The organism is Pseudomonas triticicola (assembly GCF_019145375.1).
GTDB lineage: Bacteria > Pseudomonadota > Gammaproteobacteria > Pseudomonadales > Pseudomonadaceae > Aquipseudomonas > Aquipseudomonas triticicola.
In genome coordinates this window covers 70,751-89,224 of sequence record NZ_JAHSTX010000001.1, presented here as the reverse complement: position 1 = coordinate 89,224, position 18,474 = coordinate 70,751, and the positions used below count along the sequence as shown (strand labels likewise).

18 protein-coding genes and 1 tRNA gene are annotated in these 18,474 nt (G+C 59.7%); 8 read left to right on the top strand and 11 right to left on the bottom strand.

Going from position 1 to position 18,474, the window contains the following annotated elements; genetic code table 11:
• The first annotated feature begins 36 nt into the window (after nucleotides 1-36).
• The 8 genes from KVG85_RS00355 (at nucleotide 37) to KVG85_RS00320 (ending at nucleotide 9,858) form a co-directional block, all read left to right on the top strand.
• Nucleotides 37-399: a DUF5064 family protein gene (locus KVG85_RS00355; RefSeq protein WP_217862679.1), complete on the top strand. Its 363-nt coding sequence runs from the start codon at nucleotides 37-39 to the stop codon at nucleotides 397-399.
• 245 nt (nucleotides 400-644) lie between these two features.
• Nucleotides 645-2,153, top strand: a complete 1,509-nt coding sequence (gcsR, locus tag KVG85_RS00350; protein WP_073472002.1) for a transcriptional regulator GcsR — start codon at nucleotides 645-647, stop codon at nucleotides 2,151-2,153.
• Nucleotides 2,154-2,603: 450 nt separating this feature from the next.
• Nucleotides 2,604-2,987: a glycine cleavage system protein GcvH gene (gcvH, locus tag KVG85_RS00345; RefSeq protein ID WP_217862678.1), complete on the top strand. Its 384-nt coding sequence runs from the start codon at nucleotides 2,604-2,606 to the stop codon at nucleotides 2,985-2,987.
• Between the two features lie 11 nt (nucleotides 2,988-2,998).
• On the top strand, nucleotides 2,999-5,851 hold the full coding sequence (gene gcvP / locus KVG85_RS00340) for an aminomethyl-transferring glycine dehydrogenase (RefSeq protein WP_217862676.1): 2,853 nt from the start codon (nucleotides 2,999-3,001) through the stop codon (nucleotides 5,849-5,851).
• Nucleotides 5,852-6,058: 207 nt separating this feature from the next.
• Complete coding sequence (locus tag KVG85_RS00335) at nucleotides 6,059-7,435, top strand: L-serine ammonia-lyase (RefSeq protein ID WP_016773512.1); 1,377 nt, start codon at nucleotides 6,059-6,061, stop codon at nucleotides 7,433-7,435.
• A gap of 93 nt (nucleotides 7,436-7,528) precedes the next feature.
• Nucleotides 7,529-8,656 carry a glycine cleavage system aminomethyltransferase GcvT gene (gcvT, locus tag KVG85_RS00330; protein WP_217862674.1) on the top strand — a complete coding sequence of 376 codons (1,128 nt, stop codon included), beginning with the start codon at nucleotides 7,529-7,531 and terminating at the stop codon, nucleotides 8,654-8,656.
• Between the two features lie 403 nt (nucleotides 8,657-9,059).
• On the top strand, nucleotides 9,060-9,272 hold the full coding sequence (locus tag KVG85_RS00325; RefSeq protein ID WP_003227496.1) for a cold-shock protein: 213 nt from the start codon (nucleotides 9,060-9,062) through the stop codon (nucleotides 9,270-9,272).
• A 97-nt stretch (nucleotides 9,273-9,369) separates the two neighbouring features.
• The gene (locus KVG85_RS00320) at nucleotides 9,370-9,858 is read left to right on the top strand and encodes an RDD family protein (protein WP_217862672.1); all 489 of its coding nucleotides are present in this window, start codon (nucleotides 9,370-9,372) and stop codon (nucleotides 9,856-9,858) included.
• A 175-nt stretch (nucleotides 9,859-10,033) separates the two neighbouring features.
• Here KVG85_RS00320 and nadA read toward each other — a convergent pair whose 3' ends face one another.
• From nadA to ybgC, 11 genes are all read right to left on the bottom strand, one after another.
• Nucleotides 10,034-11,092, bottom strand: a complete 1,059-nt coding sequence (nadA, locus tag KVG85_RS00315) for a quinolinate synthase NadA (protein ID WP_016773509.1) — start codon at nucleotides 11,090-11,092, stop codon at nucleotides 10,034-10,036.
• Between the two features lie 272 nt (nucleotides 11,093-11,364).
• Nucleotides 11,365-11,440 (bottom strand) — tRNA-Lys (locus tag KVG85_RS00310).
• Nucleotides 11,441-11,503: 63 nt separating this feature from the next.
• A complete protein-coding gene (gene queC, locus KVG85_RS00305) occupies nucleotides 11,504-12,196 on the bottom strand; it encodes a 7-cyano-7-deazaguanine synthase QueC (RefSeq protein WP_217862670.1) in 693 nt (230 codons plus the stop codon).
• A 1-nt stretch (nucleotide 12,197) separates the two neighbouring features.
• Nucleotides 12,198-12,845, bottom strand: coding sequence for a 7-carboxy-7-deazaguanine synthase QueE (queE, locus tag KVG85_RS00300; protein WP_016770671.1), 648 nt, complete (start codon nucleotides 12,843-12,845; stop codon nucleotides 12,198-12,200).
• Between the two features lie 167 nt (nucleotides 12,846-13,012).
• Complete coding sequence (ybgF, locus tag KVG85_RS00295; RefSeq protein ID WP_024014085.1) at nucleotides 13,013-13,852, bottom strand: tol-pal system protein YbgF; 840 nt, start codon at nucleotides 13,850-13,852, stop codon at nucleotides 13,013-13,015.
• 6 nt (nucleotides 13,853-13,858) lie between these two features.
• A complete protein-coding gene (gene pal, locus KVG85_RS00290; RefSeq protein WP_003178634.1) occupies nucleotides 13,859-14,356 on the bottom strand; it encodes a peptidoglycan-associated lipoprotein Pal in 498 nt (165 codons plus the stop codon).
• Between the two features lie 52 nt (nucleotides 14,357-14,408).
• Entirely contained in the window at nucleotides 14,409-15,689 is a 1,281-nt protein-coding gene (tolB, locus tag KVG85_RS00285) for a Tol-Pal system beta propeller repeat protein TolB (RefSeq protein ID WP_016773506.1), read from the bottom strand.
• Nucleotides 15,690-15,706: 17 nt separating this feature from the next.
• On the bottom strand, nucleotides 15,707-16,783 hold the full coding sequence (tolA, locus tag KVG85_RS00280) for a cell envelope integrity protein TolA (protein ID WP_217862668.1): 1,077 nt from the start codon (nucleotides 16,781-16,783) through the stop codon (nucleotides 15,707-15,709).
• Nucleotides 16,783-17,235: a protein TolR gene (gene tolR, locus KVG85_RS00275; RefSeq protein WP_160767866.1), complete on the bottom strand. Its 453-nt coding sequence runs from the start codon at nucleotides 17,233-17,235 to the stop codon at nucleotides 16,783-16,785. The genes tolA and tolR overlap by 1 nt, the downstream gene beginning before the upstream one ends.
• A gap of 23 nt (nucleotides 17,236-17,258) precedes the next feature.
• Nucleotides 17,259-17,954, bottom strand: a complete 696-nt coding sequence (gene tolQ, locus KVG85_RS00270) for a protein TolQ (protein ID WP_008080223.1) — start codon at nucleotides 17,952-17,954, stop codon at nucleotides 17,259-17,261.
• A complete protein-coding gene (gene ybgC / locus KVG85_RS00265) occupies nucleotides 17,944-18,411 on the bottom strand; it encodes a tol-pal system-associated acyl-CoA thioesterase (RefSeq protein WP_041479792.1) in 468 nt (155 codons plus the stop codon). The genes tolQ and ybgC overlap by 11 nt, the downstream gene beginning before the upstream one ends.
• Between the last annotated feature and the right edge of the window lie 63 nt (nucleotides 18,412-18,474).

Here is an 18,474-nt window from a genome sequence, read left to right as displayed (position 1 = left end):
CCTGCCCCGCTTCCATGCCTTGAAAGGAGTAGCTCAATGGCCCAGTTCGAACCCGGTCATCTGCACATCGAGCGGCACGCGTTGACCGACGATGACGTCAATTACAACGTGCATCTGGACTATGAAGTGTTCACCGATCCGCAGAAAGGCAAAGGTATTCAGTTCACCCTGCACGGCAGCATGCAGGGCAAGGACATGAAGGAGGCGTTTTTCCTGCCCAAGGAAGAGGCCTACAACTTCGCCCGCGATGTCACGCGGATCGCCGAGAAGTACGGAATCCCCAAGGCCCACAGCCAGATCGGCTCGGTGCACAAGCATTACGATCTGATGTTTGAAGACATTCGGCAGAAGTTGAATATGCAGTCGGGGGATCCGGTCAATCTCGAGCATTTCGAATAAAAATCAAAAGCCTCTCACCCTAGCCCTCTCCCGGAGGGAGAGGGAACCGATTGGGGGATGCTGCAGCATTGCGTCGACCTGATCCTGCATCACTGAATCCATAATCGCCCGGGACTTTCAGGTCGATGCATAACCCCAGATACCTCGGTCGGCTCCCTCTCCCTCCGGGAGAGGGCTGGGGTGAGGGGGCTTTTGATTTAAGGCATACTTGCCCCCCTCCGCTCTGCAGATCACTGAACCGCCCCATGCGTATCCACGTCAGTTTCATCGACCGCGTCGGCATCACCCAGGAAGTCCTGGCTATCCTCGGTGGGCGCAATCTCAATCTGGATGCGGTGGAGATGATCCCGCCGAACGTCTACATCGACGCGCCGACCCTCAGCCCGCAAGTGCTCGAAGAACTGAAAGATGCGCTGTTTCGCGTGCTTGGCGTCGAGGCGGTGACCGTGGTCGATATCCTCCCCGGCCAGCGTCGGCATCTGCAGCTAGATGCCCTGCTCGCAGCGATGACCGACCCGGTGCTGGCCCTCGACAGCGCCGGCAAGGTGCTGCTGGCCAACCCGGCGTTGATTGCCCTGTACGGTCGCGAACCGGCCGGCGAAAGCGTCTCGGCGCTGTTCAATGATCCCGGCCTGCTCGACACCCTGCTGGAAAACGGCTTTCGCCTGCCGCTGCGCGAAATCACTGTCAATGGCCAGACCCTGTTGCTCGACGCCACGCCGATCACCGACGCCGGTGCCCTGCTGACCCTGTATCAACCAAATCGCATCGGCGAACAGCTCTCGGCGTTGCATCACGATCACGCCGAAGGCTTCGACGCGCTGCTCGGCGAGTCTCCGGCGATCCGCACACTCAAGGCCCGCGCGCAAAGGGTCGCCGCCCTTGATGCACCGTTGTTGATTCAAGGCGAAACCGGCACCGGCAAAGAATTGGTGGCCCGCGCCTGTCACGCCATCAGTGCGCGGCACAGTGCTCCTTTTCTGGCGTTGAACTGCGCAGCGCTGCCGGAAAACCTCGCCGAAAGCGAACTGTTCGGCTACGCCCCCGGCGCCTTCACCGGCGCGGCGCGTGGCGGTAAACCGGGGCTGATGGAGCTGGCCAACCAGGGCACGGTGTTCCTCGATGAGATCGGCGAGATGTCGCCGTACTTGCAGGCCAAACTCCTGCGTTTTCTCAACGACGGCAGCTTCCGCCGCGTCGGTGGTGATCGGGAAGTAAAGGTCGACGTGCGCATCCTCAGCGCGACTCACCGCGATCTGGAAAAAATGGTCAGCGAAGGTCTGTTCCGCGAAGACCTGTTCTATCGCCTCAACGTGCTCAACGTCGAAGTGCCGCCGCTGCGTGAACGCGGTCAGGACATCCTGCTGCTGGCGCGCTACTTCATGCAGCAGGCCTGCGCGCAGATCCAGCGCCCGGTCTGCCGCTTGGCGCCGGGGACTTACCCCGCCCTGCTCGGCAATCGCTGGCCAGGCAACGTGCGGCAGTTGCAGAACGTGATTTTCCGTGCGGCGGCGATTTGCGAAAGCAGCCTGGTCGATATCGGCGACCTCGACATCGCCGGCACTTCGGTGGCGCGCCAAGCCGATACCGACGTCGACAGCCTCGAGCAAGCGGTCGAATCGTTCGAAAGAGAGCTGCTCGAGAAGCTCTACGTCAGCTATCCCTCGACCCGGCAATTGGCGAGCCGCTTGCAAACCTCGCACACCGCTATCGCCCATCGCCTGCGCAAATACGGCATTCCCAATAAACCCTGACTCACCGCGCATCCCTATTGCAGGAAATTCCCCATGTGGGAGCGAGCCTGCTCGCGAAAGCGGTCTATCAGCAAAATAGCTGGCGCCTGACACACCGTCTTCGCGAGCAGGCTCGCTCCCACAGGATTTATGGCGGATTCGAAATCCGTCCAAAAACGACCTCCATCTGTACCGAAAGCGCTACAGCGGAACGATATCGCTACACCCGCCTGTGACCAGCGCTGCGCAACGCTTTGATCCCGTTCAGCTTTTCTCCTCGCCCCAAGCTGTAGCGATTTCGCTACAGGCGCAACCTGCCGACGCCCACCTGAAAAATCCAAGCCATTGATTTATATAGATAAATCAACCTTGGCCGCATTCTTGCTACCTGCCTTCTCATCTATAAAGGGCTTCCCCGCCCCAAGCTTTCCACCGCGTCCACCAGACGAGTCTGGCCCCTGAGGAGTTTCCATGAGCGAGTTGCGTTTTACCGAAGATCACGAATGGCTGCGCACCGAAGCCGACGGCAGTGTCACTGTCGGCATCACCGCATTCGCGCAGAACGCCTTGGGCGACGTGGTGTTCGTGCAACTGCCTGAGCTACAGGCTTACGAAAAAGGCGCTGAAGCCGCCACCGTGGAATCGGTGAAAGCCGCCAGCGGCGTTTACATGCCGCTCGATGGCGACGTGCTGGAAGTCAACCCGGCACTGCAAGACGCTCCTGAGCTGGTCAACGAAGATCCGCTGGGCGAAGGCTGGTTCTTCCGCTTTCAGCCAAGCGACGCCGCCGCTGTCGGCAAACTGCTCGATCAGGATACTTACGACCGTCTGATCAAAGCCCAAGCCGAAGCCTGAGGAATTACGCCATGACCGCCATCAATCTCGGCACCGCCAACGAATTCATCGCCCGTCACATCGGCCCGCGCGCCGGTGACGAGCAAGCCATGCTCAACAGCCTCGGTTTCGACTCGCTCGAAGCCCTGAGCGCCAGCGTCATCCCGGAAAGTATCAAGGGCACCAGCGTGCTCGGCATGGACGACGGCCTCAGCGAAGCCGACGCCCTGGCGATGATCAAAGCCATCGCCGGCAAGAATCAGTTGTTCAAGACCTACATCGGCCAGGGCTACTACAACTGCCACACGCCGTCGCCGATCCTGCGCAACCTGCTGGAAAATCCGGCCTGGTACACCGCTTACACTCCGTACCAGCCAGAAATTTCCCAGGGCCGTCTCGAAGCGCTGCTGAACTTCCAGACCATGATCAGCGACCTCACCGGCCTGCCGATCGCCAACGCCTCCCTGCTTGACGAAGCCACCGCCGCTGCCGAAGCCATGACCTTCTGCAAACGCCTGAGCAAGAACAAGGGCAGCCACCAGTTCTTCGCCTCGATCCACAGCCATCCGCAGACCCTCGACGTCCTGCGCACTCGTGCCGAGCCGCTCGGTATTGACGTGGTCGTGGGCGATGAGCGCGAACTGACTGACGTCACGCCATTCTTCGGCGCGCTGCTGCAATACCCGGCGAGCAACGGTGATGTGTTCGACTATCGCGAGCTGACCGAGCGCTTGCACGCCGCCAACGCTCTGGTGGCGGTGGCCGCTGACCTGCTGGCCCTGACGCTGCTGACCGCACCGGGCGAATTCGGCGCCGACGTGGCGATTGGTTCGGCGCAACGCTTCGGCGTGCCGCTGGGCTTCGGTGGCCCGCACGCCGCTTACTTCTCGACTAAAGATGCGTTCAAGCGCGACATGCCGGGCCGTCTGGTCGGTGTCTCGGTTGACCGTTTCGGCAAGCCGGCCCTGCGTCTGGCGATGCAGACCCGCGAGCAACACATCCGCCGCGAGAAGGCCACGTCGAACATCTGCACTGCTCAAGTGCTGCTGGCCAACATCGCCAGCATGTACGCCGTCTACCACGGCCCGAAAGGCCTGACCCAGATCGCCAACCGCGTGCATCACCTGACCGCGATTCTGGCCAAGGGCCTGACCGCGCTGGGCGCTCAAGTCGAGCAGGCAAACTTCTTCGACACCCTGACCGTTGCCACCGGCGCACACACCGCCGCGCTGCACGACAAGGCGCATGCTGAGCAGATCAATTTGCGTGTGATCGACGACGAACGTCTGGGCCTGTCGGTCGACGAAACCACCACTCAGGCTGACATCGAAACCCTGTGGGGCCTGTTCGCCGACGGCAAGGCCCTACCGGACTTCGCTGCGCTGGCCGCCTCGGTGCAGAGCACCATTCCTGCTGAGCTGGTGCGCCAGTCGCCGATCCTCAGCCACCCGGTGTTCAACCGTTATCACTCGGAAACCGAGCTGATGCGCTACCTGCGCAAACTGGCGGACAAGGACCTGGCGCTGGATCGCACGATGATCCCGCTGGGCTCATGCACCATGAAACTCAACGCCGCCAGCGAAATGATCCCGGTGACCTGGGCCGAATTCGGTGCACTGCACCCGTTCGCCCCGGCCGCCCAAAGCGCCGGTTACCAGCAACTGACCGATGAGCTGGAAGCGATGCTCTGCGCCGCCACCGGTTACGACTCGATCTCGCTGCAACCGAACGCCGGTTCGCAAGGTGAATATGCAGGTCTCCTGGCGATCCGCGCCTACCACCAGAGCCGTGGCGATGAGCGCCGCGACATCTGTCTGATCCCGTCGTCGGCCCACGGCACCAACCCGGCCACCGCGCAAATGGCCGGTATGCGCGTTGTCGTCACCGCATGCGATGCCCGTGGCAACGTCGACATTGAAGACCTGCGCGCCAAAGCCATCGAGCACCGCGAACACCTCGCCGCGCTGATGATCACCTACCCGTCGACCCACGGCGTGTTCGAAGAAGGCATTCGCGAAATCTGCGCGATCATTCACGACAACGGCGGCCAGGTGTACATCGACGGCGCCAACATGAACGCCATGGTCGGCCTCTGCGCACCGGGCAAGTTCGGCGGCGACGTCTCGCACCTGAACCTGCACAAAACCTTCTGCATCCCGCACGGCGGTGGCGGCCCGGGCGTTGGCCCGATCGGCGTCAAATCGCACCTGACCCCGTTCCTGCCGGGCCACGGCCAGATGGAACGCAAGGAAGGCGCGGTCTGCGCGGCACCGTTCGGCAGCGCGAGCATTCTGCCGATCACCTGGATGTACATCCGCATGATGGGTGGCGCTGGTCTGAAGCGCGCTTCGCAACTGGCGATCCTCAATGCCAACTACATTTCCCGTCGCCTCGAAGAGCATTACCCAGTGCTGTACACCGGCAGCAACGGCCTGGTGGCGCACGAGTGCATTCTTGATCTGCGTCCATTGAAAGACAGCAGCGGCATCAGCGTCGATGACGTCGCCAAACGCCTGATCGATTTCGGTTTCCACGCGCCGACCATGTCGTTCCCGGTCGCTGGCACGCTGATGATCGAGCCGACCGAAAGCGAATCCAAGGAAGAGCTGGACCGCTTCTGCGACGCGATGATCCGCATCCGCGAAGAAATCCGCGCGGTAGAAAACGGCACGCTGGACAAGGAAGACAACCCGCTGAAAAACGCCCCGCACACCGCAGCAGAACTGGTTGGCGAATGGACCCACCCGTACAGCCGCGAGCAAGCGGTGTACCCGGTCGCGTCGCTGATCGAAGGCAAATACTGGCCGCCGGTCGGCCGCGTCGACAACGTCTTCGGCGATCGCAACCTGGTCTGCGCCTGCCCGTCGATCGAAAGCTACGCTTAAAGGAATGAAGGGGCTGAATATCGGCCCCGATTTCAGCAACATCCTAGATCCCCCTGTGGGAGCGAGCCTGCTCGCGAAGGCGCCATTTCAGTCAACGTAAATGGTGGCTGGTCCGACGCTTTCGCGAGCAGGCTCGCTCCCACGAGGGATCTACACCGATTTCAAAAACTGCGCCAATCCCCATAACAAGAAACCGGAGAACCACTCATGTCGTTAAGCGTGTTCGACCTGTTCAAGATTGGCATCGGTCCCTCCAGTTCCCACACCGTCGGCCCGATGCGCGCGGCTGCGCGCTTCGCCGAGGGCTTGCGCCGTGAAAACCTGCTGACCAGCACCGCCAGCGTGCGCGTCGAGCTGTACGGTTCGCTCGGCGCTACCGGTAAAGGTCACGGCAGCGACAAAGCCGTGCTGCTCGGCCTCGAAGGCGAACACCCGGACACTGTCGACACCGAAACCGTCGCCGCGAGGCTGCAAGAGATTCGCGGCAATGGCCGACTGAATCTGCTCGGTGAACACAGCATCGCGTTCAACGAGAAAGAACACCTGGCGATGATCCGCAAACCGTTGGCCTACCACCCCAACGGCATGATCTTTCGCGCCTTCGACGCAGCGGGAATTCAAATCCGCAGCCGCGAGTACTACTCGGTCGGCGGTGGTTTTGTTGTCGATGAAGATGCGGCCGGCGCCGATCGCATCGTCGAAGACGCCACGCCACTGACCTTCCCCTTCAAAAGCGCCAAGGACTTGCTCGGTCATTGCGCTACCTACGGGCTGTCGATCAGCCAGGTGATGCTGACCAACGAGAGCGCCTGGCGCCCGGAAGCCGAAACCCGTGCCGGCCTGCTGAAAATCTGGCAAGTGATGCAGGACTGCGTTGCCGCTGGCTGCCGTAACGAAGGTATTTTGCCCGGTGGTTTGAAGGTCAAACGCCGGGCGGCGGCGCTGCATCGGCAATTGTGCAAGAACCCGGAATCCGCCCTGCGCGATCCGCTGTCGGTGCTCGACTGGGTCAATCTTTATGCACTGGCGGTCAACGAAGAAAACGCCAACGGCGGGCGCGTGGTCACCGCTCCCACCAACGGCGCGGCGGGCATCATTCCGGCGGTGCTGCATTACTACATGCGTTTTATCCCCGGCGCGAATGACGACGGCGTCGTGCGCTTTCTGCTGACTGCTGCCGCAATCGGCATTCTCTACAAGGAAAACGCTTCGATCTCCGGCGCCGAAGTCGGCTGTCAGGGTGAAGTCGGCGTGGCCTGTTCAATGGCGGCCGGCGCTCTGTGCGAAGTGCTCGGCGGCAGCGTGCAGCAAGTCGAGAACGCCGCTGAAATCGGCATGGAACACAACCTCGGCCTGACCTGCGACCCGATCGGCGGTCTGGTGCAGGTGCCGTGCATCGAGCGCAACGCGATGGGCTCGGTGAAAGCAATCAACGCGGTGCGCATGGCCATGCGCGGCGACGGCCAGCATTTCGTCTCCCTCGACAAAGTCATCCGCACCATGCGCCAGACCGGCGCCGACATGAAAAGCAAATACAAGGAAACCGCCCGCGGTGGCCTGGCAGTCAACATTATCGAATGCTGAACGTAACTAGCCCCCTCTCCCTCCGGGAGAGGGCTGGGGTGAGGGGCTCTTGATCTTGCCCTTCACCTGAACCGAATTTCAAAGGAGCCACGCATGTCCACCGAACAACAACTCTCGAAAACCCCGCTCCACGCGCTGCACCTCGAACTCGGCGCGCGCATGGTGCCCTTCGCCGGCTACGACATGCCCGTGCAATACCCGCTCGGCGTGATGAAAGAACACCAGCACACCCGTGAGCAAGCCGGGTTGTTCGACGTATCGCACATGGGCCAGATTCGTCTGACCGGCGCCAATGCGGCCAAAGCCCTGGAAACCCTGGTGCCGGTGGACATCATCGACCTGCCGGTGGGCATGCAGCGTTACGCGATGTTCACCAACGAAAGCGGCGGCATCCTCGACGACCTGATGGTTGCCAATCTGGGCAATGACGAGCTGTTCCTGGTGGTCAACGCCGCGTGCAAGGATCAGGATCTCGCGCATCTGCAAAAACACATCGGCGATCAGTGCACCATTACGGCGCTGTTCGAAGAGCGCGCTCTGCTCGCCGTGCAAGGTCCGGCAGCCGTCACCGTGCTGGCGCGTCTTGCGCCGGACGTGGCGAAGATGACTTTCATGCAGTTCAAGCGTGTGTCATTGCTCGGCGTGGATTGCTTTGTCAGCCGTTCGGGCTACACCGGTGAAGACGGTTTCGAAATCTCGGTACCTGCCGCTGAAGCGGAAAAACTCGCCCGCGCCCTGCTCGCCGAACCAGAGGTCCAGGCCATCGGTCTTGGCGCCCGCGACTCGCTGCGTCTGGAAGCCGGCCTGTGCCTGTACGGCCACGACATGAACAGCGAAACCACGCCGATCGAAGCCAGCCTCCTGTGGGCGATCTCCAAGCCACGCCGCGCCGATGGCGCACGGGCCGGGGGCTTCCCGGGCGCCGAGCAAATTTTCGCGCAGCAACAAAATGGCGTGGCACGCAAACGCGTCGGCCTGCTGCCGCAGGAGCGCACCCCGGTGCGTGAAGGCGCAGAAATCGTCAACGAGGCCGGCGAGATCATCGGCAGCGTCTGCAGCGGTGGCTTTGGTCCGACTTTGGGCGGGCCATTGGCGATGGGATACCTTGACACCGCTTACGTCGCGCTCGATACACCTGTGTGGGCCATCGTCCGTGGGAAAAAGGTGCAAATGCTTGTAAGCAAAATGCCATTTGTTCCACAACGCTACTATCGCGGTTGATCGACTGTTTCTATAAGTAACGCGATTGCGTTAAACGTGCACTAATGTGTAACGCAATCGCCATAAAACAGTGCGTTTTTTAACATCCGTTTCGAATATGAACGCTGCTTATAACGCTTGCTGAAAATAGAACCAGACAATCGTCTAAGACTGAACTAGTTTGCTGACGAACTGCCATGAAGAGCAGTAAAACCGGGGCCTTCCCAGGGCTTGTTTTTTCTCCCGTAGTTGGCGTAGAGTTTGTCCACTGTGTTTGCATGGGTCAGCTTGGAATCGTGACCTGGGCAGTAGCCTACAAGTTAGCTACATCCCGCTCGACGTCTTCTTACTCCTTGCAACCAGCTCCAGTACTCTTTCATGTGAAAGGGGCTGTCATCAATTTATGCGTCAAAGGAAATAAGAAATGTCCACACGTCAGAGCGGTACCGTCAAGTGGTTTAACGACGAGAAAGGTTTTGGTTTTATCACTCCAGAAAGCGGTCCGGATCTGTTCGTACATTTCCGCGCCATTCAGGGCAACGGCTTCAAAAGCCTGAAAGAAGGCCAGAAGGTGACTTTCGTTGCCGTGCAAGGCCAGAAAGGCATGCAGGCTGACGAAGTACAAGCAGAAGCCTGATCTTCTGCTACGAAAAAGCCCCTGATATTGATATCAGGGGCTTTTTTGTGCGCGCTTATCCGTAAAATGGCGCTTCCATTAACGCCGTGAGGCTGCCATGTCGAAACACCTGCTCACGCCGCAAGGGGACTTTCCTCCCGTTGCTCTCGGTCGTCGTCTGGCGGCGATGTTCTACGACTTCCTGCTGTGCACCGCCCTGCTGATCGTCACCGGATTCATCTACAAGCTGATCCAGGCCGCAATCATTGGCGAAGAACGTTTGCGGGTGATGACCGATGCCGGCCAGCTCGATGGTGATCCACTGTATTCCACGGTGCTGCTGTTGGTGTTGTTCGGCTTCTTCGCCAAGTTCTGGACCCACGGCGGGCAGACACTGGGCATGCAGGTGTGGGGCATCCGCGTGCAGAACGCCAACGGCACAGCGATCAGCCTGTGGCAGGCGCTGCTGCGCTTTATGGTGTCGATCGCGTCGTGGTTGTGTGTCGGGCTGGGTTTCTTCTGGTCGCTGTTCGACAAGCAGAAGCGCACCTGGCATGACATTTATTCCGATACTCGTGTGGTGCGGGTCCCGAAGAAGAGCAAATAATTTCCATACTCAAGAGTCCCCCTGTGGTGAGGGGATTTATCCCCGTCCGGCTGCGTAGCAGTCGTAAAGGAGCCCACCGGTATCCCTGATATGCCGCGGTGTTTGATTTAGGGCGGCTTCGCCACCCAACGGGGATAAATCCCCTCACCACAGGGCTCACTTCTACAAGGGGTACTCAGGCGTTACCAGCCAATTTCATCCGCGCTGCCTGGGTGAAGTCGAGCATGCGCTTCAGCGGGCGGATCGCCTGAGGAATCAGTGCCGGATCGACAAAGATCTCGTTGGTGCCTTCCTTCAAGCTCTTGAGCGTGCGCTCAAGGGTGTTCATGGCCATCCACGGGCAATGTGCGCAACTGCGACAAGCCGCGCCGTTACCGGCGGTAGGCGCTTCGATGAAGACCTTGTCCGGGCACAGCTGCTGCATCTTGTAGAAGATGCCACGGTCGGTGGCGACGATCAGGGTCTTGTTTGGCAGGCTTTGCGCGGCGGCGATCAACTGACTGGTAGAACCGACGGCGTCCGCCAGCTCGATCACCGAAGTCGGCGACTCCGGATGCACCAGAATCGCTGCGTCCGGGTACAGCGCTTTCATGTCCTCGAGCTGCTTGGACTTGAACTCTTCGTGGACGATGCAGGCACCATCCCAAAGCAGCATATCGGCACCGGTCTTGCGCTGAATGTAAGTGCCCAGGTGCTTGTCCGGGCCCCAGATGATCGTCTCGCCGTTGTCCATCAGGCTTTCGACGATCTCCAGTGCGCAGCTCGAAGTCACCACCCAGTCAGCCCGAGCCTTCACGGCGGCGGAAGTGTTGGCATACACCACCACGGTACGTTCCGGGTGCTGGTCGCAGAACGCCGAGAACTCATCGACCGGGCAGCCCAGGTCCAGCGAGCAGGTCGCCTCCAGGGTCGGCATCAGCACGCGCTTTTCCGGGTTGAGAATCTTTGCCGTCTCGCCCATGAACTTGACGCCGGCGACCACCACGGTCTTGGCCGGATGGGCGTTGCCGAAGCGGGCCATTTCCAGGGAGTCGGAAACACAGCCGCCGGTTTCTTCGGCCAGGGCCTGAATCACCGGATCGCAATAAAAGTGGGCGACCAGCACCGCGTCCTGAGCCTTGAGCTCGGCGGCGATGGCGGAACGGTAATAAGCCTCCTCTTCTGCCGTCAGCGGTTTAGGCTGCTTGGCGTCGAGGTGGGCTTGAACCAGAAGGCGTTCGGAAATCTGCGTCATGTTCGCAAGACCTGCAGGCGCATTCGCGCGAAAGTCGAGTATACACCCGGCTCCGGACCACTAGAGGGTACCGCCGGGAGAGTGAGTATCATCAGGCACGGGACAGCGTTGAAGCTGCGCAAGGCTACAGAATATCCCGTTGATACAAAAGATGATTCTGACCTGCGTCAGGTGTGGCCGCGCTGAAACATCGAACGCCTGAATTGCAGGCAAAAAAAAACCCGGAAATCCTCACTTTCGTGGGCCTTCCGGATTTTCTAAACCGCCAAATATGGTGGGTCGTGTGGGATTCGAACCTACGACCAATTGGTTAAAAGCCAACTGCTCTACCAACTGAGCTAACGACCCGCTGTGTGGTGGCGCGTATAATACTGATTTTTAAGGACTATTCAACACCTTTTTTGAAAAAGATCAAAAATAAGGGGTTGGATCCTCCACACCAGCTGCCGCGAAGCCTTCCGCACGCAGGCGGCAGCTGTCGCATTTGCCGCAAGCGCGGCCTTCATCGTCGGCCTGATAGCAGGAAACCGTCAGGCCATAATCCACGCCCAGCTTCACGCCAGCCTGGACGATCTGCGCCTTGCTGAGATTTTGCAGCGGCGCCTGAATGCGGAAGCCGTTGCCTTCCACGCCGGCCTTGGTTGCCAGGTTGGCCATGCGCTCGAACGACTCGATGAACTCGGGACGGCAGTCCGGGTAGCCGGAATAATCCACTGCGTTGACGCCGATGAAAATATCGCGCGCGCCGAGCACTTCGGCCCAACCCAATGCCAACGACAGGAAAACCGTGTTACGCGCCGGCACGTAAGTCACCGGAATGCCTTCGCCCAGCTCTTCCGGAATGTCGATGCTGGTGTCGGTCAGCGCCGAGCCGCCCATGCCATTGAGGTTCAGTCCGATGACCTTGTGCTCGACTACACCCAGATCGCGAGCAACGCGGGCGGCAGCGTGCAATTCGGCATGCGAGCGCTGGCCGTAATCGAAGCTCATGGTGTAGCAGGCGTAGCCTTCGGCGCGTGCCATCGCCACGACGGTGGCCGAGTCGAGGCCGCCGGACAACAGGATGACCGCACGTTTTTGAGTAGTGTTCAGTTGTTCAGTCATCTCAGCGCCCCGGCTCGTCGTTCCAAAGATATTTATGCAGCTGCAATTGCAGGCGTACCGGCAGATTGTCCGCCACCACCCAGTCCGCCAGTTCCCGAGCATTCAGGTCGTGGTGACTCGGCGAAAACAGCACTTCGCCGGCGCGCTGGTCGAGACCGTACTGGATCAGCTTGGAGACCGCCCAGTCATAGTCTTCCCGCGAGCAGATGACAAACTTCACCTGATCGTTGCGGGTCAGCAGTTCGATGTTCTCGTAACGGTTGCGATGGGCTTCTTTCGAGCCCGGCGTTTTCAGATCGACGACGCGACTGACACGCGGATCGACAGCGGATACGTCGAGGGCGCCGCTGGTTTCCAGCGACACCTCGTAGCCGGCGTCACACAGCCGTTCAAGCAAAGGAATGGCGTTCGGCTGAGCCAACGGCTCACCGCCGGTGACACAAACATAGCGCGGACGATATCCGGCCACTTGCTCAAGGATGTCGTCGAGGGTGCGGACGGTGCCGCCGCTGAACGCGTAAGCGCTGTCGCAGTACTGGCAACGCAACGGGCAACCGGTCAGGCGCACGAAAACCGTGGGCAGCCCGGCAGTCCGAGTTTCACCCTGCAACGAGTAGAAAACTTCGGTGATTCTCAATGTGTCTTGCATAGTCGCCACGGGCGTAACAGCTAAACAGGCTGTCCGCCTCCGTCAGGCACTTCAGGCAATCCCGCCAACGCGTAGACCACAAGAAGCGTGTTTCAGAAAAAGGGCGTGAATTCTAACGAAAAAACCCGCGACAAGCGCGGGTTTCTTCAAAACACGGATGAACAGGCTTACATGCGCTGTAAATCACGCTGGGCCAGCTGCGCGGCGGAAGTGCCCGGATATTGGGACACCACCTGCTGCAGAATGCCTTTGACCTTGTCGGTGTGACCGAGGCGGCGCTCTACGTCAGCCAGCTTGTACAGCGAGTCCGGCACTTTGTTGTGCTTGGGATACAGCTGCGAAACCTTGGCAAAGGCCTGACCTGCACCTTGTAGATCACCCTTGGCCAGGTTCACTTCGCCCAACCAGTACTGAGCGTTTCCCGCGTACTGGCTGTTGGGGTATTTGCGCAGGAAAGCGGCGAAGGCCTGGCTGGCCTTGTCGAAATCCTTGGCTTTGATCAGGTCGAAAGCGGCATCGTAATACAGCTTTTCCTTGGCCGGATCAGCCGGTTCGCTACCCGCGGCAGGTGCCTGGGCTGCCGCAGCAGCACCCGCGCCTGCGGCAGCACCGGCAGCAGCACTTGCATCGCCACCGGCAGAAGAATTCTCGGGAGTCGCGGCTGGTGCAACGCCGGATCCTATGCGCCGATCAAGATCCTGGTATCGCTCCAGGGATTCCTGCTTCATGCGCGAAACCTGATTCTGCAGTTCTTCGATCACGCCCTGTTGGCGCGAAATCTGATCCTGCATCTGTTGCAATTGGTTGAACAGCATGCCTTGTGCCGAGGCAGGGGCCGAAGCCGCTCCCCCGGCATAGGCGCCGTTCGTACCGTAACCCGCAGGCGGATAACTGCTCCCGCTATTGTTATAACCGGAGTTGTCATCGACCACAGGAACCGCAGCCCACGCCGCAAGCGGCGCGAGGCTGAGAGCCAGAACAGTTACAGCACGACGGCACGTTCGCATATCGAATTACTTACGCAGTTCGACGCGACGGTTCTGGGCCCAGGACTGCTCGTCGTTGCCGGTAGCAACTGGACGCTCTTCGCCGTAGGAAACCAGTTCCAGCTGAGCTGGGGAAACACCTTGCAGTACCAGGTAGCGCTGAACGGCTTTCGCACGACGCTCGCCCAGTGCCATGTTGTACTCACGAGTACCACGTTCGTCGGTGTTGCCTTCCAGAACAACGCGAGCGCCGTTTGCTTTCAGGTCTTTGGCGTGAACGTCCAGAGCGCGCATGGCTTCTGGCTTCAGGTCCGAGCTGTCGTATTCGAAGTAGAAGGTGGTGATTGCGCGCAGAGCAGCTTCTTCGCTCAGGGAACCGTCAACGGCACCAGTGTTTGCGCCGTAACCAGCGTTTGGATCAACAGCGCCTTCACCGGCGTTGTCGCCGCCTTTGGACGAGCAACCTACAGCTACAGCCATGGCCAGAGCCAGCGCAGCAAATTTACCAAACTTCAGCATTTCCATCGTGAAACTCCTAATGAACCCCAGTGTGTTAAGTAAAACGTGTAGCGCCCGCTCACTTCAGGTAAGGGGACCAGGACGGTTCTCTGACTTCGCCTTGAGCGGTAGGAAGCGGGAGCCTCACGCGTCCATTAATGGACACGAGCATCAAGACTCCCCGGCCCTGTTGGCGGGTGGCGTAGATTACCATGGTGCCGTTGGGCGCAACAGTAGGTGACTCGTCCAGAGTGCTATCAGTGAGGATCTTTACACTACCCCGCTGCAGATCCTGAGCTGCCACCTTGAAATTGGTGAAGCCATCCTGACGATGGATCATCACCAAAGTCTTTTCATCAGCCGAAAGTTTCGGGTTGGCGTTGTAGTTGCCCACGAACGTCACACGCTCGGCACCACCGCCACCGACGCTGGTTTTATAGATTTGCGGCTTGCCGCCACGGTCCGAGGTGAAATAGATGGTCGAGCCATCCTTGCCCCAGAACGGTTCGGTATTGATGCCCTGGCCATTGGTTACGCGGCTGATCTGACGCGAACCGAGGTTCATTACGTAGATGTCCGGGTTACCGTCTTTCGACAGCACGAATGCCAGGCGATTGCCGTCCGGCGACCAGGCTGGCGCGCCGTTGAGGCCTTCGAAGTTGGTGATCTGCTCACGGCGACCGGTGTCGATGTTCTGCATGAAGATACGCGGACGCTTCTGCTCGAACGACACGTAGGCGATACGCTTGCCGTCCGGTGCAAAACGCGGCGAGAGGATCGGCTCGCGCGATTGCAGCAGAGTCACTGCGCGTGCGCCGTCATAGTCGGAGCGTTGCAGGGTGTAACGGGTGTTCTTCTCGGAAAAACGCTCGGCCGTTACGTAAAGCAGACGCGTCGAGAAGGCACCTTCAATGCCGGTCAGCTTCTGGAAAGACTGATCTGAAATGAAGTGCGCCATGTCACGGATCTGGTCGGTAGTGCCGGAGACACTGCCGTCCGCCACTTTCTGTTCGGTGGCGACGTTGAACAGTGCCCACTGCACCTGCAGGCGACCGCCCGCTGGAGCGATGCTGCCGACCATCATGTACTGAGCACCCACCGCCTTCCAGTCACGGAAGATGATTTCGCTCGGCTGGCTTGGCTGGCTGATCATGTTGGCTTTCGGAATCGGCGAGTAATAGCCCGAGTTGCGCAAGTCGTTGCCAATGATTTCAGCCATGTCATCCGGCAGCACGGCGCCGCCCTGCATGCCGAACGGTACGACGGCGATCGGAGTAGCCCGATCGCTGCCGCTGGTGACCAGAATGTTCTTTTCATCTGCCGCCGCGATCCCTGCCATGCAGCAGATCACGACCAGCATTCCTCGAAGAAGGTTTCTCACAAGGCTAGATCCTCAGGTGTGAATGTCATCTTGAATGAACGATACGGAGCGAAATCGCTCGGCTTCATTCCCTGCATTTCTGTCAAACGTCCAATATTCTTCACTGCCGCGACTGCCGAAGCATCGAACGGACCGTCACCGCTGGACTTGGCCACGCTGACCGAGGTCACTGTACCGTCCGGCAACATGCCGATTTGCAGCACGACCGTCATGCCTTTGCGCGCCGAAGGAGGACGAGCCCAGCCTTCTGCTGCGCGAGCGCGAATCAGGTCATCGAAACTGCCGGCAACTTCGTCACCCTGCTCATCGGCCAGGGCCTGCTGACGCTGCGGCGTGTCGGAAAGCAGATCTGCCAGGGCCTGGGCCTTTTTGTCTTCGGCGGATTTGCGTGCCGCTTCCTGCGCTTTCTTCTTCGCAGCATCGGCAGCAGCTTTCTTCTTCGCGTCTTCGGCGACTTTCTTCTTCGCCTCTTCAGCTTCAGCTTTCTTCTTGGCGTCTTCGGCGGCTTTCTTCTTCGCGTCTTCGACGATCTTCTTCTTGGCTTCTTCGGCAGCGGCTTTCTTCGCCTCTTCCTCAGCAGCCTTCTTCGCTTCGTCTTCGGCCTTCTTCTTGGCTATATCAGCCAATTGTTTCTCTTCGGCCTTTTTCGCTTCGGCTTTCTTCGCGTCGTCGGCTTTCTTGGCTTCATCAGCCTTTTTCGCTTCGTCCGCTTTCTTCGCCTCGTCGGCCTTCTTGGCTTCCTCGGCCTTTTGAGCCGCTTCCTCTTTCTTTTGTTCCGCCGCCTTCACCGCTTCCTGCTCGATCTTTTTCTGTTCCATCTGTTCGACTTCGGTCTGGCGCGCGGCGGATTTCTTCGCCTCACCCGCAATCTTCTGATTGGTCTGGGTGGTCGCCTGACTTTTCGATTTCAGCTGGTACAGAGTCGCCTGGACGATCGGCTTGGCCGGCGGCAGTTCGGGCGTAAAGGCAAAACTGACGAACAGCATGCCGAACACCAGCACGTGCAGGACGATTGCCAGAACAGTAGGCCAGAAGTAGCTTTCCGAGGCGGACGGCTCTCGCTGTTGCTGCATCAGGGGGCCTCGGTAATCAGACCAACGTTACCGACCCCGGCTTTCTGCAACCCGCCCATGGCGCCCATGACGGCGCCGTAGTCGACAGTCTTGTCGCCACGAATGAACACCTGGGTGCGTTTGCCGCCCTCGGTGCCGGCGCGGATGATCTTGGTCACCGCGTCAGTCATCTGTGGCAGGGTCATGGCCCTGTCCTGTTGCTTCTCGGTGTCGACTTCGCTGCCAAGGTTCCAGTAGTAGGTCTTGTCAGCCTTGATCGAAATGGTCAGGACCTGGGTGTTGTTGTCCTGCGGCAAGGCTTCGCTGGAAACCTTGGGCAGATCAACTTTCACGCCCTGATTGAGCATCGGCGCGGTCACCATGAAGATGACCAGCAGCACCAACATCACGTCGATGTAGGGCACCACGTTCATCTCGGCGACCGGCTTGCGCTTTTTGCGAGCTCGAGCGATTAAAGCCATCGGGAAATACCTGCTTATTCTTCGCTGGTGTGCACTTTGCGGTGCAGGATCGCCTGGAATTCATCGGCGAAGGTGTAGTAGCGGCCCAGCAAGGTTTCGCTGCGCGCAGCAAAACGGTTGTAAGCGATGACCGCCGGGATCGCAGCGAACAGGCCGATCGCGGTGGCGATCAGGGCTTCGGCGATACCCGGAGCAACGGTGGCGAGGGTCGCTTGCTGAGCGCTGGCCAGACCGCGGAAGGAGTTCATGATCCCCCACACGGTACCGAACAGACCGATGTACGGGCTGACCGAACCGACGGTGGCGAGGAACGGCAGGCTCTGCTCGAGCTTCTCTTCTTCGCGCGAGATGGCCACGCGCATCGCACGGGCGACACCTTCCATCACTGCTTCAGGATCGACACCTGGCTGCTGACGCAGACGGGAGAATTCCTTGAAGCCGGCACGGAAGATCTGCTCCACACCCGAATCCGGATCAGGGTTGCTGCCGGCCTGACGGTACAGTTTGGAAAGGTCGATACCGGACCAGAAGCGCTCTTCGAAGCTCTCCAGGGCGCGTCGACCGGCACGCAGCAAGTTGCTGCGCTGAAAGATCATGATCCATGAGGTCACCGATGCGGCCACCAGGGTCAACATTACCAACTGCACCACGATGCTGGCATTGCTGACCAGGCTCCACATGGAGGAATGGTCGACGACGTTAGCTTCCACGCTTTATCTCCTGCTTTGAGTGTGTACCCGGGCCGACCGCGTCGGCGAAGGCCGCACGCAGGTCTTCGGGAAGGGCCCGGGGTTTCAAACTGTCGGTGCGCACGCAGGCCACCAAAAACTGCCCTTCGCAGAGCAGCACATTATCCGTGGCCCGCCTGACCTGCTGCTTGAAGCGCAGGCTGGCACGGTTCAATTCGATTACATCAGCGCTTACCAGCAATTCGTCATCCAGTCGCGCCGGCGCGTGGTAGCGCGCTTCGCTGGAATGCACGACGAACAACAGGTCCTCTCCGGCAAGCACAGATTGGGCAAAGCCCAGTTCCCGTAGCCGCTCGGTTCGAGCCCGTTCCATAAACTTGAGGTAATTAACGTAATACACGATGCCGCCCGCATCGGTGTCCTCGTAATAAACGCGACAACGATGTGCGAACGGCTCAAGCCCGTTTTGCGCGCGCATACTCTAGTGCTTACTCCTCAGGTTGCCAATCCGGCCAGACAACTGTTTTTCGTAGTTTCAAAG

Excerpts from the sequence above, each read along its gene's own strand:
- gcvT (WP_217862674.1), top strand. The coding sequence starts at position 7,529 with ATGTCCACCGAACAACAACTCTCGAAAACCCCGCTCCACGCGCTGCAC.
- tolA (WP_217862668.1), bottom strand. The coding sequence starts at position 16,783 with ATGCAGCAACAGCGAGAGCCGTCCGCCTCGGAAAGCTACTTCTGGCCT.
- KVG85_RS00355 (WP_217862679.1), top strand. The coding sequence starts at position 37 with ATGGCCCAGTTCGAACCCGGTCATCTGCACATCGAGCGGCACGCGTTG.
- gcvP (WP_217862676.1), top strand. The coding sequence starts at position 2,999 with ATGACCGCCATCAATCTCGGCACCGCCAACGAATTCATCGCCCGTCAC.
- KVG85_RS00320 (WP_217862672.1), top strand. The coding sequence starts at position 9,370 with ATGTCGAAACACCTGCTCACGCCGCAAGGGGACTTTCCTCCCGTTGCT.
- KVG85_RS00335 (WP_016773512.1), top strand. The coding sequence starts at position 6,059 with ATGTCGTTAAGCGTGTTCGACCTGTTCAAGATTGGCATCGGTCCCTCC.
- KVG85_RS00325 (WP_003227496.1), top strand. The coding sequence starts at position 9,060 with ATGTCCACACGTCAGAGCGGTACCGTCAAGTGGTTTAACGACGAGAAA.
- nadA (WP_016773509.1), bottom strand. The coding sequence starts at position 11,092 with ATGACGCAGATTTCCGAACGCCTTCTGGTTCAAGCCCACCTCGACGCC.
- ybgC (WP_041479792.1), bottom strand. The coding sequence starts at position 18,411 with ATGCGCGCGCAAAACGGGCTTGAGCCGTTCGCACATCGTTGTCGCGTT.
- ybgF (WP_024014085.1), bottom strand. The coding sequence starts at position 13,852 with ATGCGAACGTGCCGTCGTGCTGTAACTGTTCTGGCTCTCAGCCTCGCG.
- tolB (WP_016773506.1), bottom strand. The coding sequence starts at position 15,689 with ATGCTGGTCGTGATCTGCTGCATGGCAGGGATCGCGGCGGCAGATGAA.
- queC (WP_217862670.1), bottom strand. The coding sequence starts at position 12,196 with ATGACTGAACAACTGAACACTACTCAAAAACGTGCGGTCATCCTGTTG.
- pal (WP_003178634.1), bottom strand. The coding sequence starts at position 14,356 with ATGGAAATGCTGAAGTTTGGTAAATTTGCTGCGCTGGCTCTGGCCATG.
- gcvH (WP_217862678.1), top strand. The coding sequence starts at position 2,604 with ATGAGCGAGTTGCGTTTTACCGAAGATCACGAATGGCTGCGCACCGAA.
- gcsR (WP_073472002.1), top strand. The coding sequence starts at position 645 with ATGCGTATCCACGTCAGTTTCATCGACCGCGTCGGCATCACCCAGGAA.
- queE (WP_016770671.1), bottom strand. The coding sequence starts at position 12,845 with ATGCAAGACACATTGAGAATCACCGAAGTTTTCTACTCGTTGCAGGGT.